The organism is uncultured Acetatifactor sp., from assembly GCF_948601915.1.
Lineage (GTDB): Bacteria > Bacillota > Clostridia > Lachnospirales > Lachnospiraceae > Acetatifactor.
Genome location: NZ_CAPDXS010000134.1, coordinates 1 through 14,811, shown reverse-complemented (window position 1 = coordinate 14,811; position 14,811 = coordinate 1). Strand labels below are relative to the sequence as shown.

The following is a 14,811-nucleotide window of genomic DNA, read 5'->3' as shown; positions in this document are numbered from 1 at the left end:
ATGTCGCAGAGCGCGGCCCTCTGCGACATTCTCTGTAAACGGAAAGACCCCGGGCATCTGGCCCGGGGCCTTTTTGTTTTTTACCCTTTCTTCTCCTGGTTGACTTTCATGGTCAAGCTGATGCGCTTCTTGGCCTCATCCACGCCCAGCACCTGCACCTCCACGATGTCGCCCACGCTGACCGCCTCCAGGGGATGCTTGATGAAGCGGTCGGTGATCTGGGAGATGTGCACCAGGCCGTCCTGGTGGACGCCGATGTCCACGAAAGCGCCGAAGTCGATGACATTGCGCACTGTCCCCTTCAGGACCATGCCGGGCTTCAAATCCTTCATCTCCAGCACGTCGCTGCGCAGGATCGGCCTGGGCATGTCGTCCCTGGGATCCCTGGCGGGCTTCTCCAGCTCCTTCAGGATATCCGTCAGAGTGATCTCGCCGATGCCCAGCTCCTGGGCCAGCTGCTTTTTGTCCGGGATGCGCCTCGCCAGGCTGGTCATGCCGGAGGCAGAGCCCGATCCCCCTGCGCTTGCGGATGCGGCAGCCTTGCCAGAGCCGGATGCCATGCTGCCGGATGCCGCGGCTTTTCCGGAGCGGTTCCCGGCAGGGCCCGCTTTTCCATCCGCCTCCGCCGGGGCCATGCCGCCCATGGCTGCCGCCAGCGCCCGGCCCATGGCGGTGTTGGTGTTGGAGATGCGGATGTCACCTTTCTTGTTCTGCTTTTTCTGCCCCGCACCGGCACCACCTGTCTGTCCGGCTCTTCCGGCGGCCTTCCCCCCACCGGCAGGAGCGCCCTGCCCCGCCGCGGCTCTGTCCCCTCCTGCGGGGGCGGCGTTCTTATGCTCCGCCGCCTTCTTCTGCATCTGCCTCACGTCCTCCATGGTGAGCCCCAGCCTGTCCAGGAGCTTCTTCGTGGCCTCGTAGGACTCGGGGTGGACGCTGGTGGCGTCCAGGGGATTGTCCCCGTCCAGGATGCGCATGAAGCCCGCGCACTGTTCAAAGGCCTTGGGCCCCAGCTTTGCCACCTTCAAAAGCTGCCTCCTGTCGGTGAAGCGCCCGTTGGCCTCCCTGTAATCTACGATATTCCGTGCAATAGTCTTGTTGATGCCGGATACATATTCCATCAGGGGGGCAGATGCCGTGTTCAGGTCCACGCCCACCTTGTTCACGCTGTCCTCCACCACGCCGCTCAGGGCATCGCTCAGCTTCTTCTGGTTCATGTCGTGCTGGTACTGCCCTACGCCGATGGACTTGGGGTCTATCTTCACCAGCTCCGCCAGGGGATCTTGGAGCCTGCGGGCGATGGAGGCCGCGCTCCTCTGACCCACGTCGAAGTTGGGGAATTCCTCCGTGGCCAGCTTGCTGGCGGAATACACGCTGGCCCCTGCCTCGTTCACGATCACATACTGCACCGGACGGTCCAGCTCCTTCAGCAGGTCCACGATAATCTGCTCGGATTCCCTGGAGGCCGTGCCGTTGCCCACGGAGATCAGGTCCACATGGTACTTTGCGATGAGCTTCTTCAACTCCCGCTTGGACTCTTCCACCTTGTTCTGGGGCGCGGTGGGATATATCACTTTCGTGTCCAGCACCTTGCCCGTGGCGTCCACCACCGCCAGCTTGCAGCCGGTGCGGAAGGCGGGATCCCAGCCCAGCACCACCTTCCCGGCAATGGGGGGCTGCAGGAGGAGCTGCTCCAGGTTCTTGCCGAACACGGTGATGGCGCCGTCCTCCGCCTTCTCCGTGAGGTCGTTTCGGATCTCCCGCTCGATGGCAGGGGCGATCAGCCTCCCGTAGCTGTCCGCGATGGCCTCTGTCAGCAGGGGCGTGGTATACGGATTCTCCCGGGTGAGGATCTGCTTGGCCAGGTATCGCAGGATGCGCTCCTCCGGGGCATTGACTTTCACGGTCAACACCTTCTCCGCCTCCCCGCGGTTCAGGGCCAGCACCCTGTGCCCCGCCACCTTCCGCACGGGCTCCTCGTAGCTGTAGTACATCTCATACACGCTGGCGGCTTTCTCGTCCTTGGCCGTGCTGGTGATGACGCCCTCCTCCACGGTGGCCTCCCGGATGTAGCTGCGGTAGTCCGCATTGTCGGAAATGGCCTCCGCGATGATGTCCTTCGCGCCCTGGATGGCCTCCTGGACCGTCTTCACTTTTCTTTCCTCCTCTATGTCCTCCCCGGTGACGTATTTCGCCGCCTCGCTCTCCACGGGCTCCGCCGCCTCCTGGGCCAGGATGTACTCCGCCAGGCCGTCCAGCCCTTTGGCCTTGGCCACGCTGGCTTTTGTCTTGCGCTTGGGACGGTAGGGCCGGTAGAGGTCTTCCACCACCACCAGGGTCTGGGCCGCCAGGATCTTCTCCCGAAGCTCCTCCGTGAGCTTCCCCTGCTCTTCGATGCTGCCCAGGACCTGCTCCTTCTTCTCTTCCAGGTTGCGCAGATAGAGCAGCCTCTCGTGGAGGTCACGGAGCTGCTCGTCGTTCAGGGAGCCTGTGGCCTCCTTCCTGTATCGGGAAATGAAGGGGATGGTGCAGCCCTCGTCTATGAGCTTCACCGCGGCTTCCACCTGCCACTTCTCCACCTTTAGCTCTTCTTTGATCGTCTGAAAAATGTCCATAGCTACCTTGCCTTTCTTTCTCTTGTCTGCAACAGCCTTTTTATTATACTGGAAATGAAAAGAAACTGCAAGTTTCCGATAAAAATGCTGGAAAAAGATAGGAATAGTTGCTATAATAGATTTTAGGCCACGGAATCCTATCCCGGCTTCTATGGTAGACCTTACGGAAAGGAATCTGATTCATGGACAATAATCGGAACGGAAGCAATTGGAACGGCCACAACGGACAGCGGGACAGGTGGAACAGCTCATCCTCCGACAGCAGCTATTATAACCAGCCCACCCACAGGCCCTACGGGCAGGCCTTCTCCGTCGCATCGGCGGTATGCGGCCTCCTGTCCATGACCACCAGCTGCACGATTGTGCTGTCCCTGCCTTTGGGGGCGCTGGGCATCCTTTTCGCCTTCCTGGCCCACCGCGCCAAGAAGAAGATGAACTCCACCTGCGGCACGGGCCTCATCCTCTCCTGCGTGGGCCTGACCACCGCGGTGTCCATGATCGTCTATTCCTTTGTCATGCTGCCCTCGCTGATGCAGAACGCTACGTTCCGCAATCAGGTCAATGCTGTGTCGCAGCAGCTCTACGGCATGGACTTCGATGAATTCATGGAGGGCGCTTACGGCTATTCTTTTGATGATTGATTTATACTGCCTAACGATTTCACTTGCCGTGAAACCAGACTGCATAACGCTGACTGGTTCAATCGCATGATTACATTAGGCAGTATTCAGCGTTATGCAGTATATATTTTAGGAGGTTTTTGTCATGATGTTATCACCGGTCAGCGATATGGGATATTCTTATTACGGCAATGTCGGGACGGGTTATCGCCCGGGGCAGGGTTTCGAGTCTGCGGATGGCGGAACCGCCATCGGAAGGGAGGCTCAGGGCAGGACAGCGATCGACGGCCGGAGTCTCCCCGGGGATAAGGCGGAGGAGAAGAAGGGCAGATACGGCTTCGAAGACCCTGCGGAGGAATGCCAGACCTGCAAGGAGCGCAAGTACAAGGACGGCTCCGACGAGATGGTCTCCTTCAAGACCGCGCAGCATATCTCCCCGGAGAGCGCGGCTTCGGCTGTGCGGGCCCACGAGCAGGAGCATGTGTCCAACGCGTACAAGAAAGCCGCCATGAAGGACGGCAAGGTAGTCTCCGCCTCGGTGTCCATCCATACGGGAGTCTGTCCGGAGTGCGGCCGCACCTATGTATCCGGCGGCACTACCCACACCCAGATCAAATATTATAATGAAGACAATCCCTACCAGCAGGATCTCAAGAGCGCGGACAGGGTGAAATATGCGGGCATGAACCTGGACTACGCGGCGTAGTCGTCCCGCCCACTGATTTCCCATATGGAGGAAAAGGCTCAGCACATGAAACAGTACAAGAAAAACTATGAACTGAAGAACGCGGCAAGGGACAGGCTGGAGGGCAAGTACAAGGGCGCCATATCGATCATGTTCCTGAGCTTCGTGATATCCTGGTTCGCGCGGCTGGTCGTCAATTCCGTGGCCAACAGCACCATGCGTTCCGTCTATGCCATGAGCGGTTCCGTCAGCGCGGCCCGGGCGGTGACCATCGTCTTCGATGTGGTGCTCCTGGCCGCCAACATCCTCTTGGGCGTCATGAACGCGGGGATAGCCCTCTATTTCCTGAACATCGCCTGCGGGCAGCAGCCCTTCACCAGGGATCTGTTCTACGGGTTCAAAAACGATTCGAAGAAAGCCCTTGTGGTCTCCGCCGCCGTCACGCTGTGCAACACGGTGTGCCTGGGGCCGGGGCAGTACCTGTCCCAGAATCTCCTGAACACCAGGGATGCCAAGTGGATGCTGCCGGCGCTGCTGGCCACGGCAGTGGGGCTGTGCGTCTATGTCCCCATTTCCTTAGGGCTGGCCATGTCTTTCTTCCTGATGCTGGATTTCCCCGAGAAGTCCGGGAAGGAGACCCTGAAGCTGTGCTGGCGCCTCATGAAGGGGAACCGGAAGCGCCTGTTCCTGCTGGAGCTGAGCTTCCTGCCCTTGATGCTTCTGTGCCTCCTAAGCTTCGGCATCGGTTTCCTGTGGCTTGAGCCTTTCATGCAGATGACCTACACTTATTTCTTTCTCGATTTGATGAATCCCGCGTAAAAAGTCGGATGCTCTGCTGTGGCGGCAAAGCATCCGACTTTCTTTATGGCCCTATTCCATGGTTTATTCCATCATTGCGTCTTCCGTTTCACTGCTGCTTCTGGGAGACGCTGATCCACTTCAGATACCCGTTGATGAACAGATCCAGCCCGCCGTCCAGCACCGCGTCCGTGTTGCCTGTCTCCACATCCGTCCGCAGGTCCTTCACCATCTTGTACGGCTGCAGCACGTAGGATCGGATCTGGTTCCCCCAGCCGATGTCCTTCACCTCGCCGCGGATATCGGAGAGCTTCTCCACATTGGCCTCCTGCTTCAAGAGGAACAGCTTGGCCTTCAGCATCTGCATGGCCTTGTCCTTGTTCTGGAACTGGCTGCGCTCGTTCTGGCACTGCACCACTGTCCCTGTGGGGATGTGGGTGATGCGGATGGCGGAGGAGGTCTTGTTGATATGCTGCCCGCCTGCGCCGCTGCTTCGGTAGGTATCGATACGCAGGTCTTTCTCGTCAATCTCTACGTCCAAATCTTCCTCGATGTCCGGCATCACGTCCAGGGACACGAAAGAGGTCTGGCGCTTGCCCTGGGCATTGAACGGCGAGATGCGCACCAGCCTGTGGACGCCCTTCTCGGATTTCAGATAGCCGTAGGCATTGGTGCCATTGACCTGGAAAGTCACCGACTTGATGCCCGCCTCGTCCCCGTCCAGGAAGTCCAGCACTTCCAGATTGAAGCCCTTGCGCTCCGCCCATCTGGTGTACATGCGGTAGAGCATGCTGCACCAGTCGCAGCTCTCTGTGCCGCCTGCGCCCGCGTTGAGCTTCAGGATGGCATTGTTGGCATCGTACTCGCCGGAGAGCAGGGTGCCGATGCGCAGCTCCTCGAACTGCGCGATGAACTCGTCCAGTTCGCTGCGGATGTCGGGAATCAGGGAGGCGTCGTTCTCCTCGTATCCCATCTCGATGAGGGTCAGGATGTCCTCATACTGGCCGGAGAGCTTGTTGCAGCCCTCCACGGTGCCCTTTAAGTCTTTCAGGTCCTTCATTTTCTTGTTGGAGCTGTCGGGGTCGTCCCAGAAGCCCGGGGCTTCCATCTCCCGCTCCAGTTCTTCGATCCGCTTCACCTTGTTAGCGAGGTCAAAGTGAATCCCTCACTTCCGCTAATGGAGTTTCGTAGGACTGTAGTTCTGTCTTCATCTGATCTAATTCTACCACTTAACGTCACCTTCTTTCTGTAAAATCATTTTGTCGAACCTTTTGCCGCAGTTTATCCGGCATTTTCTTTTTTTGCTTCGATGGGAAATTCGATTCCCAGTATTTCCATCAAATTCCGGTATGCTTCCATCTCCGTGCTGCCTCTCCGGGCTTCTTTAATTAAGAATCTCTGCATCTCTTCCTTCGTCATCGATTCCATTCTGCCTCCTTTTCCGCATTCATTGTACCATCTTTCGTATACTATGAAACGCTCTCTTGTGCAGCATCCCGTCCGGCTTATTCCGCTTTTTCTTCCCTCGGCATCGCGTCCACGATCCTTCTGATCAATTCCAGAATCTCATGCTCCGTATGGCCTTTTTCATCGCACCACTCAATGACTTCTTTGATTTCTTACATCTACATATCATTTCCTTCCGCAGCACTGCTTGTACTTCTTGCCGCTGCCGCAGGGGCAGGAATCGTTGGGATAGACCTTGGCATTGGCGCGCTTGGCAGGGGCCTTGGCCAGGGAATCGTCCTTGTTGGTGCCGGTGACCTTGGCCACCTGCTCCCGCTCCACCTTCTGCTCCACCTTGATGTGCAGCAGCATCCGGACGGTCTCCTCCTTGATGTTCTGGGTCATCTCATCGAACATGTCGTAGCCGCTCATCTTGTACTCCACCAGAGGATCCCTCTGGCCGTAGGCCTGGAGGCCGATGCCCTGGCGCAGCTGCTCCATGTCGTCGATATGGTCCATCCATTTCCTGTCTATGACCTTCAGCAGAATGACCCGCTCCAGCTCTCTGATGGCCTCCGCGTTGGGGAACTCCGCCTCCTTGCTCTCATAGAGCTTCACGGCCTCCTCCTTGAGCTGCTGCTTTAAGCTGTTCTTCTTAGGCTTGGCCACCCGCTCCGCCGTGACGGGCTCCAGGGGGATGGTGGGGATCAGCAGGGTGTTGAGCTCGCCGAAGTTCCACTCCTCCACAGGCGCGTCGTCGTTGATGCTGGTGTCCACGCAGTTCTCCACGATATCTGTGATCATCTTGTAGATGAAGTCCCGCATGCTCTCGCCGTTCAGCACCCGCAGACGCTCGTCATAGATGATTTCCCGCTGCTCGCTCATGACCCTGTCGTACTCCAGCAGATTCTTTCGGATGCCGAAGTTGTTGTTCTCTATCTTCTTCTGGGCAGACTCGATGGCATTGGTCAGGGCGCTGTGCTCGATTTCCTGCCCCTCGGGCACGCCCAGCCTGTTGAACATGCTGATCAGCCGCTCAGAGCCGAACAGCCGCATCAGGTCGTCCTCCAGGGAAATGTAGAACTTCGACTCGCCGGGGTCTCCCTGACGGCCGGAACGTCCCCGGAGCTGATTGTCGATACGCCGGGACTCATGTCGCTCCGTACCCACGATCTTCAGGCCGCCCGCTGCCCTGGACTCCTCGTCCAGCTTGATGTCCGTACCGCGGCCCGCCATGTTGGTGGCGATGGTCACCGCACCGTGGACGCCGGCATCTGCCACGATCTCCGCCTCCATCTCGTGGAACTTGGCGTTCAGCACCTTGTGCTGGATGCCCCGCCTGGTCAGCATCTTGCTCAGCTCCTCGCTGGCCTCGATGGTGATGGTGCCCACCAGCACGGGCTGGCCCTTGGCATGGGCCTCCTCCACCGCGTCCACGATGGCCTTCAGCTTCTCTGCCTTGGTCTTGTACACCGCATCCTGCAAGTCCTTACGGATGACCGGCAGATTGGTGGGCACTTCCACCACGTCCATGCCGTATATCTCCCGGAACTCCTTTTCCTCCGTGAGGGCCGTACCGGTAGCGCCGCATTTCTTCTCGAACAGGTTAAAGAAATTCTGGAAGGTGATGGTGGCCAGAGTCTTGCTCTCCCGCTTCACCTTCACATGCTCCTTTGCCTCTATGGCCTGGTGCAGGCCGTCGGAATACCGCCGCCCGGGCATGATGCGCCCGGTGAACTGGTCCACGATCAGCACCTGGTCGTCCTTGACTACATAGTCCTGGTCGCGGAACATCAGGTTGTGGGCACGCAGGGCCAGTATGATATTGTGCTGGATCTCCAAGTTCTCGGGATCCGCGTAGTTCTGGATATGGAAGAAATCCTCCACCTTCTTCACGCCGGCCGCGGTGAGGTTCACCACCTTGTCCTTCTCGTTGACGATGAAGTCCCCGCTCTCCTCCTGGACCACGCCCATGATGGCGTCCATCTTGGTCAGCTCCTGCACGTCCGCGCCCCTCTGCATCCGGCGGGCCAGCAGGTCGCACATCTCGTAGAGGGCGGTGGATTTGCCGCTCTGGCCGGAGATGATCAGAGGCGTCCTGGCCTCGTCGATCAGCACCGAGTCCACCTCGTCTATGATGCAGAAGTGCAGGCCCCGCAGGACAAGCTGCTCCTTGTAGATGACCATATTGTCGCGCAGGTAATCGAAGCCCAGCTCGTTGTTGGTCACATAGGTGATGTCGCACTGGTAGGCCTTCTGGCGCTCCTCGCTGGTCATGCTGTTGAGGATCATTCCCACGGACAGGCCCAGGAACTCATGCACCTGTCCCATCCACTCCGCGTCACGCTTTACCAGATAGTCGTTCACCGTCACCACATGGACGCCCTTGCCCTCCAGGGCATTGAGGTAGGCCGGGAGCAGGAATGTCTGGGTCTTTCCTTCACCGGTGCGCAGCTCTGCGATGCGGCCCTGGTGCATGATGATGCCGCCGATCAGCTGTACTCTGTAATGCTCTGTCTTCAGCACCCTGGCCGTGGCCTCCCTGACGGTGGCGTAGGCCTCGGGAAGCAGGTCGTCCAAAGTCGCTCCCTCCGCCAGCCTCTTCTTGAATTCCGCAGTCTTGTTCCGCAGCTCCTCATCGGAGAGGGCCTGCATCTGGGAACGCAGCCCTTCGATTTTCTCCACCAGGGGCATGATTCTCTTGATTTCCCTCTCGCTGTGAGTGCCAAATACCTTATCGATTATCTTCACGGTTATTCATACCTTTCTATGGCCTTGTATAAAAGCCCTGCCCTTTATTGTACCAGATTTGTCCGGCGGATTCAACACTTAGCTGTGGGAAGATATGAATATTTCATCAATATTTTATGAACAGTCCCCGAACATCAGGATATATTTCTCGGGAAGCACGCCCATGGGCAGGTAGCAGCGCAGGGAATTTCCCTCTCTGTCCAAGCAGGATACCTCCACGCCGCCCTCCCGGAACAGGCTGTCGCTGCGGCAGGGATCGGAATAGTCCATAAGCGCCCACAGCTCCTCTATCAGTGCCCGGTCGGTAATCTCCAGCGCGGGCAGCAGCCCAAACTCCCTGTCCGGAGTGGCCTGGATGGTCTCTCCGAAGAGTTCGGCCTTCTCCTGCTCCTCCTGGTCCTCCTGGTCCCCGGCCAGCCCGTAATACTTCCTGGCAAGGTCTGTCATCTCCTCCGCCGTCATCTCCTCATAGTTTCCGGGCAGGCTTAAAGATATGGCAGTGATTTCCCCGGGATCCGGCGGCGCCGCCCATTCTCCGAGGCCTACGTCCTCCAGGGCCTCCAGGGTATGCTCCATGGTGTCGTAGATGCTTATCCTGACCATAGTGCTGATTTCCGCTCTGCCCCAAGCATTGAATTCCAGGCTGGCCAACCGCCTTCCCTTATCCTGGAACGCGCCCTCCGGATTCTCCAGCACATCCCGGTTGTAGGCCTGAATAATCGTCCAAAAGGCCTCCGGCCCGAAATCCCTCAGGGAAAACACCTCCCCGTATCCCTGGCGCTGGAGCTCGAACTTCTCACAGCGTTCCAGCATCTCCTGGCTGATGCAGAAAGCGTATTCCACATATTCCTCGTGGGAGAGCAGGGGCCAGAGCAAGTCCTTGTCCCGGCTGTCTATGCAGTATCTCCTATAATAGCTCCTGCCGCTTTTCAGGGTGACCCTGGTGGGCAAATTGATCCACACTCCCCGTGGCTCCTCTTCTATGGCCCGCTCCAGGTAGGCGTAGATGGCGTCCGTATCCTGGAAGCGCATCCTGAAAAGCGGGGAGTCCTGGAAATCGACCAAGGTATAGCGATTGCTGAACTCCCCTGTCCAGACCCCTATCTCCGCGATTTCCTCCTTTTCCGGCAGATAGTCGTCATAACCCATCCAGTCCCAGTTGAAAGCGAAGCTGATGAGCAGCGTCACGGCCAGCACAGCCGCCATCTGGCGCTTATGGGTGAAGAATGCCTTGAAATCCATGCTGAATATGATGTTAAGCACCCCAAGGCAGAGCAGGGCGGAAAGGGTCAGGCCGAAGATTCCCCAGGCCAGCATCTGGCCGCCCACGAACAACTGGAACAGCATCCATCCGCACATGCCCGCCACGATTCCCGCCAGAATCTTCATCAGGGTCTTGGCCGCACGGTTCTTCACCCCCTGCTCCGCCAGCTCGGAAGCCCTCCTGCGGTACAGCAGCCATGCTAAGCACCCCAGAGCCGCCGCCAGGACAAAATCCACTGCCAGCTTCCCCAGGAAGCTCCCCAGACCGCCCTCCGTCCCCATCCTCCAGTAGAGCAGAGCCGGGGCCGCGAAGAGGGGAGAGACATGGGACAGAGCGCTCCAGTTCCACATGTCGTAGAACCTGTCCATATAGGACAGGAAAAAGGCGTACAGGATTCCCACGGCGCTTATGCCCCCCAGGCCCAGAATCGCCATGCTGACCAGGGTATTGAGGATATTGCCGCTCAGCATCACTGCCGTCAGCACCAGGCCGTAGACCAGCAGGAACACGGTGGCCAATGTGGCCAGGGTCAGGGCCGCGGCCCCGAAGAGCCGGCCCATATGCTCCCCGCCTGCGCCCAGCTTTCCCAGAAAGCCTGCCGCCAGGGCCAGGGTGGGCAGGTAGAACGCGATGAAGGGCAGGAACCAGAGCAGGAAGCCATTCAGGAAGCAGGCCCCGAACAGGGCGTCCCGCTTCACGGGCAGGCTGTGGTAGGCATCCACCATATTCTTATGGAAGACGAAGCGGAAGCCGAAGAGTCCCGTTATGACGGCCCCGGCAATGGCCACTATCCCTCCTGTCATGGAGACGTATTCCCTGAAAAAGGACACCGTCTCCCCAATCAGGTATTCCCTGCTGTCCATCCCGCGGAAGCGGATTCCCTCTGCCGCCATCTCCTCGACGCCCGCCTGGTTGCTGCGCCAGATCAGCCATGCCACGGTCAGCATCAGGAAGCTCCCCAAGGCGGACAGGGCCAGCATCCAGATTTTATGTCTCAGGTCTTCCCTCATGACCTTAAAAAAGAAGTTCTTTGACGTCATATCCCTTCACCTCCGTTTCGCTGATGAATATCTCCTCCAGGGACAGGGGCAGCAGCTCGTAGAATACGGGCGCCAGGCCCTCCAGGAACGCGTCCACCTCCTGCCTGCTGCCTCTGGCCGTAAAGGTGTAGAGGGCGCCTCTGTTGTCCATGGTCAGGATTTCCATGCCCTCTTTGATCCGGCGCAGCATCTCCTCCTCTTTGATGACGCACTGCACCTTATGGAGGTTCAGCTTCATCTCGTCCAAGTCCCTCTCGAAGAGGATGCCGCCCCTGTGCAGGAGCCCTACGGACTCACAGATGTCCTCCAGCTCCCGCAGGTTGTGGGAGGCGATCACCGGGGTCAGGCCCCTCTCCTCTATCTCCCTGACGAACAGGGCCTTCACCGCCTGGCGCATGACAGGGTCCAGGCCGTCGAATGTCTCGTCGCAGAACAGATATTTCGTGTTCGCGCTGATCCCGCAGAGGATGGAGAGCTGCTTCTTCATCCCCTTGGAAAAGGTGTTCACCTTGCGGCCCTGATCCAGGCCGAATTTTCCCATGAGTTCCTGCCATTTGGCGCTGTCGAAGCCCGGGTAGTAGGTCCGGTACAGGCGCAGCATGTCCATGGGCGTGCCGTTTCGGAAGAAATACTGGTCGTCGGAGATATAGAAGATATTTGCCTTTCCGGCAGGATTGTCATAAATCTCCTCCCCGTCCACGATGACGCTGCCCCTGTCGGCTCTCAGGACGCCGCTGGCCAGCCGCATCAGGGTGGACTTCCCCGCGCCGTTGGTGCCGATCAGGCCGAACACATGCCCCTCATCTATGGCGGCGCTGACATCGTCTATGGCTTTCACATCGCCGAAGCGCTTGACTACTTTTTTGAATTCTATCATTGTCCGTCCTCCCCATAAATCTGGCGGATTCCCGCGATCAGCCGTTCTGCCGGGATTCCCGCCTCCCTGGCCTGTGCGGTGGCCGCCCGCCATTCCTGCCATATCCTGTTCTGCCTGTTCTCCTGCCATTCTTCCCTGGCCGTCACGAAGCTCCCCCTGCCGGAGACGGTGTAGAGATAGCCGTCCTGCTCCAGCTGGGCATAGGCCCGCTGGACCGTGTTGGGGTTCACGGACAGCTCCACGGCCAGGCTGCGCACGCTGGGCATCCTGGTCAGCGGCTCCAGCCCGCCGTTCACAATCAGGCGCTCCAGCTTCTCCGCCATCTGCTCATAGAGAGGGCGCTTGTCCCGATAGTCTAACAAAATCATCCGCTCTTCCTTTCCGGTATCATGTGCCATATGGCGCATTATCTATGTGTATTAATATTCTCAATACACTTATATCACATAAAAGGGACGCTGTCAAGACCGCCAGCGCCCCCTTCCTTTCCTATCGCCCCTATTCCACCGTCACGCTCTTCGCCAGGTTCCTGGGCTTATCCACGTCAAGTCCCCTGGCCACAGAGATATAGTACCCCAGAAGCTGCAGCGGGACCACCGCCAGGCTCCCCACGAAATGCTCATCGATCTTTGGGATATATACCGTGAAGTTCACCTGGTCCTCCGTGGCATACTTTCCGTAGGTGGTCAGCCCCATGAGGTAGGCTCCCCTGGACCTGCACTCCACCATGTTGGAGACGGTCTTCTCGTACAGGTCGCTCTGGGTCAGGAGGCCGATTACCAGCGTCCCCTCCTCGATCAGGCTGATTGTGCCGTGCTTCAGCTCCCCGGCGGCGTAGGCCTCGCTGTGGATATAGGATATCTCCTTCAGCTTCAGGCTCCCCTCCAGGCAGACTGCATAGTCGATTCCCCGGCCGATGAAGAACACGTCCCGGGCATTGGCGTATTTCGCGGCGAACCACTGGATGCGCTCCTTCTCCTCCAAAAGCCGCTCTATCTTCTGTGGGATGAGCAGCAGCTCGTCGAGATAATGGGCGTAAGCTTCCTCGTCGATCATGCCCTTCACAAAGCCGAGCTGCACCGCCAGGCAGTATCCGGCGATGAGCTGGGTGCTGTATGCCTTTGTGGTCGCCACGGCGATCTCCGGGCCAGCCAGGGTATAGATCACATGATCCGCCTCCCTGGCGATGGAGCTGCCCACCACGTTGAAGATCGCCAGCGTGGGCACATCGTTCTCCTTTGCCAGCCGCAATGCCGCCAGGGTATCCGCGGTCTCTCCGGACTGGGAGATCACAAGGACCAGGGTATCGGCCCGGAAGCGGGGCTTCCTGTACCGAAACTCCGATGCCAGCTCCACCCGCACGGAGATATCCGTCAGATCCTCTATCACATACTGGCAGGCCATCCCCACATGCCAGGCGGAGCCGCAGGCCACCACGATGATGTCCCGCACCTTTGCCATCCCCTCCTGGTCCAATCCGGCTCCGCTCAGGTCAATCCGCCCGTCTTTGATCAGGGAGCCCAGGGTGTCGGCCACCGCTTTGGGCTGCTCATGGATTTCCTTCATCATAAAGTGCTCGAAGCCGCCCCTCTCCGCCGCCTCCGCGGAGAATGTCACCTCCACCGGCTCCCTCTGGATCTTGTCGCCGTTCAAGTCGTAGAACACGGCCTCTCCCGGCGTCAGCCTTGCAAACTCCAGATTGCCGATATAGTAGACGGATCTGGTGTACTTCAGGATCGCCGGCACATCGGAGGCCACATAGGTCTCCCCCTGCGCAAGCCCGATGATCATGGGGCTGTCCTTCCTGGCCACCCAGATTTCCCCCGGGTAGTCCCGGAACATCAGCTCCAGGGCGTAGGAGCCGCGGACGCGCACCATGGTCTTGGCGATGGCGTCCACGGGGCCGATTTTGTACTTTTTATAATAGTAATCCACCAGCTTGATCACGACCTCCGTATCCGTGTCGCTGTAGAACTGGTATCCGTGCCGCAGGAGCTTTTCCCGAAGCTCCTGGTAGTTCTCGATGATGCCGTTGTGGACGCCCACCACCTCGGACTCCACCTGGCCGGAGGCGGATCCGGTGCAGTTCCCGCTCACATGGGGATGGGCATTGGTCTGGGTGGGCTCCCCGTGGGTGGCCCATCTGGTATGGCCGATGCCGCAGGTGCCCGTGAGCGCATTTCCGCCGTCGGTCTTTTCATAGAGGTTGCGGAGCCTCCCCGTGGCCTTGACCACCTGGGCCAGCTCCTCCCCGTCCCGCACGGCGATGCCCGCCGAGTCATAGCCTCTGTACTCCAGCTTGGACAGGCCGTCCAAAAGGATAGACGCTGCCTGATGGCTGCCGGTAAATCCTACTATTCCACACATAAAAGCGAATCCTCTCCGTCAATATTTCGTTATATTTTGTACCGATGATTCCTTACGGCATGCAGTCCTGTCCGTTCAGGACAGCCTCCACAAGCCTGTCTTTTTGATATGTCATCTTCAGGGAGAAGAATCCGGCCTCTTCCTCCAGCAGGCGGAAGAATATCTTATCCCCCTCCCAGATGGGCAGCTCGCAGACTTCCCTCTTCTTCACCCACTCCAGCGTCCCTTCGTTGCATTCCGCCAGGACACCCTCATAGCCCTCCGCCGTGTAGAGGAACATGTACTCCGTCTCGTAGGTGTCCGTGGCAAAGGAGATCGGAAGAGCACACGTCTGAACTCCAGTCACCAGAT

Annotated in this window: 11 protein-coding genes; 3 read left to right on the top strand and 8 right to left on the bottom strand. The window is 58.7% G+C overall.

Annotated elements, in window-relative coordinates:
* Positions 1-80 precede the first annotated feature (80 nt).
* Positions 81-2,612 (bottom strand): Tex family protein, encoded by a 2,532-nt coding sequence (locus Q2B33_RS19030; RefSeq protein WP_300565555.1) that lies wholly within the window; start codon positions 2,610-2,612, stop codon positions 81-83.
* Between the two features lie 182 nt (positions 2,613-2,794).
* On the opposite strand from Q2B33_RS19030, the gene Q2B33_RS19025 reads away from it, so the two are divergent.
* From Q2B33_RS19025 to Q2B33_RS19015, 3 genes are all read left to right on the top strand, one after another.
* The gene (locus Q2B33_RS19025; protein ID WP_300565553.1) at positions 2,795-3,253 is read left to right on the top strand and encodes a hypothetical protein; all 459 of its coding nucleotides are present in this window, start codon (positions 2,795-2,797) and stop codon (positions 3,251-3,253) included.
* A gap of 124 nt (positions 3,254-3,377) precedes the next feature.
* Positions 3,378-3,938, top strand: coding sequence for a hypothetical protein (locus Q2B33_RS19020; protein ID WP_300565551.1), 561 nt, complete (start codon positions 3,378-3,380; stop codon positions 3,936-3,938).
* 45 nt (positions 3,939-3,983) lie between these two features.
* Positions 3,984-4,736, top strand: a complete 753-nt coding sequence (locus tag Q2B33_RS19015) for a DUF975 family protein (protein WP_300565549.1) — start codon at positions 3,984-3,986, stop codon at positions 4,734-4,736.
* Positions 4,737-4,824: 88 nt separating this feature from the next.
* On the opposite strand, the gene prfB is transcribed toward Q2B33_RS19015, so the two are convergent.
* The 7 genes from prfB to glmS all read right to left on the bottom strand — a co-directional run bounded on the left by prfB (position 4,825) and on the right by glmS (position 14,460).
* A protein-coding gene (gene prfB / locus Q2B33_RS19010) for a peptide chain release factor 2 (protein ID WP_300565547.1) occupies positions 4,825-5,944 on the bottom strand; the annotation gives its coding sequence in 2 pieces (ribosomal slippage) (positions 4,825-5,868 and positions 5,870-5,944; 1,119 coding nt in all).
* A 52-nt stretch (positions 5,945-5,996) separates the two neighbouring features.
* Positions 5,997-6,143: a hypothetical protein gene (locus tag Q2B33_RS19005; protein ID WP_300795126.1), complete on the bottom strand. Its 147-nt coding sequence runs from the start codon at positions 6,141-6,143 to the stop codon at positions 5,997-5,999.
* 204 nt (positions 6,144-6,347) lie between these two features.
* Complete coding sequence (gene secA, locus Q2B33_RS19000) at positions 6,348-8,912, bottom strand: preprotein translocase subunit SecA (protein ID WP_300783505.1); 2,565 nt, start codon at positions 8,910-8,912, stop codon at positions 6,348-6,350.
* A gap of 114 nt (positions 8,913-9,026) precedes the next feature.
* Positions 9,027-11,216 (bottom strand): hypothetical protein, encoded by a 2,190-nt coding sequence (locus Q2B33_RS18995; RefSeq protein WP_300783503.1) that lies wholly within the window; start codon positions 11,214-11,216, stop codon positions 9,027-9,029.
* Complete coding sequence (locus Q2B33_RS18990; protein ID WP_300766391.1) at positions 11,191-12,093, bottom strand: ABC transporter ATP-binding protein; 903 nt, start codon at positions 12,091-12,093, stop codon at positions 11,191-11,193. The genes Q2B33_RS18995 and Q2B33_RS18990 overlap by 26 nt, the downstream gene beginning before the upstream one ends.
* Complete coding sequence (locus Q2B33_RS18985; RefSeq protein ID WP_300565539.1) at positions 12,090-12,461, bottom strand: GntR family transcriptional regulator; 372 nt, start codon at positions 12,459-12,461, stop codon at positions 12,090-12,092. Before Q2B33_RS18985 ends, Q2B33_RS18990 begins: the two co-directional genes overlap by 4 nt.
* A 130-nt stretch (positions 12,462-12,591) precedes the next feature.
* The gene (gene glmS, locus Q2B33_RS18980; RefSeq protein WP_300914173.1) at positions 12,592-14,460 is read right to left on the bottom strand and encodes a glutamine--fructose-6-phosphate transaminase (isomerizing); all 1,869 of its coding nucleotides are present in this window, start codon (positions 14,458-14,460) and stop codon (positions 12,592-12,594) included.
* Positions 14,461-14,811: the final 351 nt, after the last annotated feature.

Coding starts and splice junctions, on each gene's coding strand:
- Q2B33_RS19030 (WP_300565555.1), bottom strand. CDS start 2,612: ATGGACATTTTTCAGACGATCAAAGAAGAGCTAAAGGTGGAGAAGTGG.
- Q2B33_RS18990 (WP_300766391.1), bottom strand. CDS start 12,093: ATGATAGAATTCAAAAAAGTAGTCAAGCGCTTCGGCGATGTGAAAGCC.
- Q2B33_RS19025 (WP_300565553.1), top strand. CDS start 2,795: ATGGACAATAATCGGAACGGAAGCAATTGGAACGGCCACAACGGACAG.
- Q2B33_RS19005 (WP_300795126.1), bottom strand. CDS start 6,143: ATGGAATCGATGACGAAGGAAGAGATGCAGAGATTCTTAATTAAAGAA.
- Q2B33_RS19015 (WP_300565549.1), top strand. CDS start 3,984: ATGAAACAGTACAAGAAAAACTATGAACTGAAGAACGCGGCAAGGGAC.
- glmS (WP_300914173.1), bottom strand. CDS start 14,460: ATGTGTGGAATAGTAGGATTTACCGGCAGCCATCAGGCAGCGTCTATC.
- Q2B33_RS18995 (WP_300783503.1), bottom strand. CDS start 11,216: ATGACGTCAAAGAACTTCTTTTTTAAGGTCATGAGGGAAGACCTGAGA.
- Q2B33_RS18985 (WP_300565539.1), bottom strand. CDS start 12,461: ATGATTTTGTTAGACTATCGGGACAAGCGCCCTCTCTATGAGCAGATG.
- Q2B33_RS19020 (WP_300565551.1), top strand. CDS start 3,378: ATGATGTTATCACCGGTCAGCGATATGGGATATTCTTATTACGGCAAT.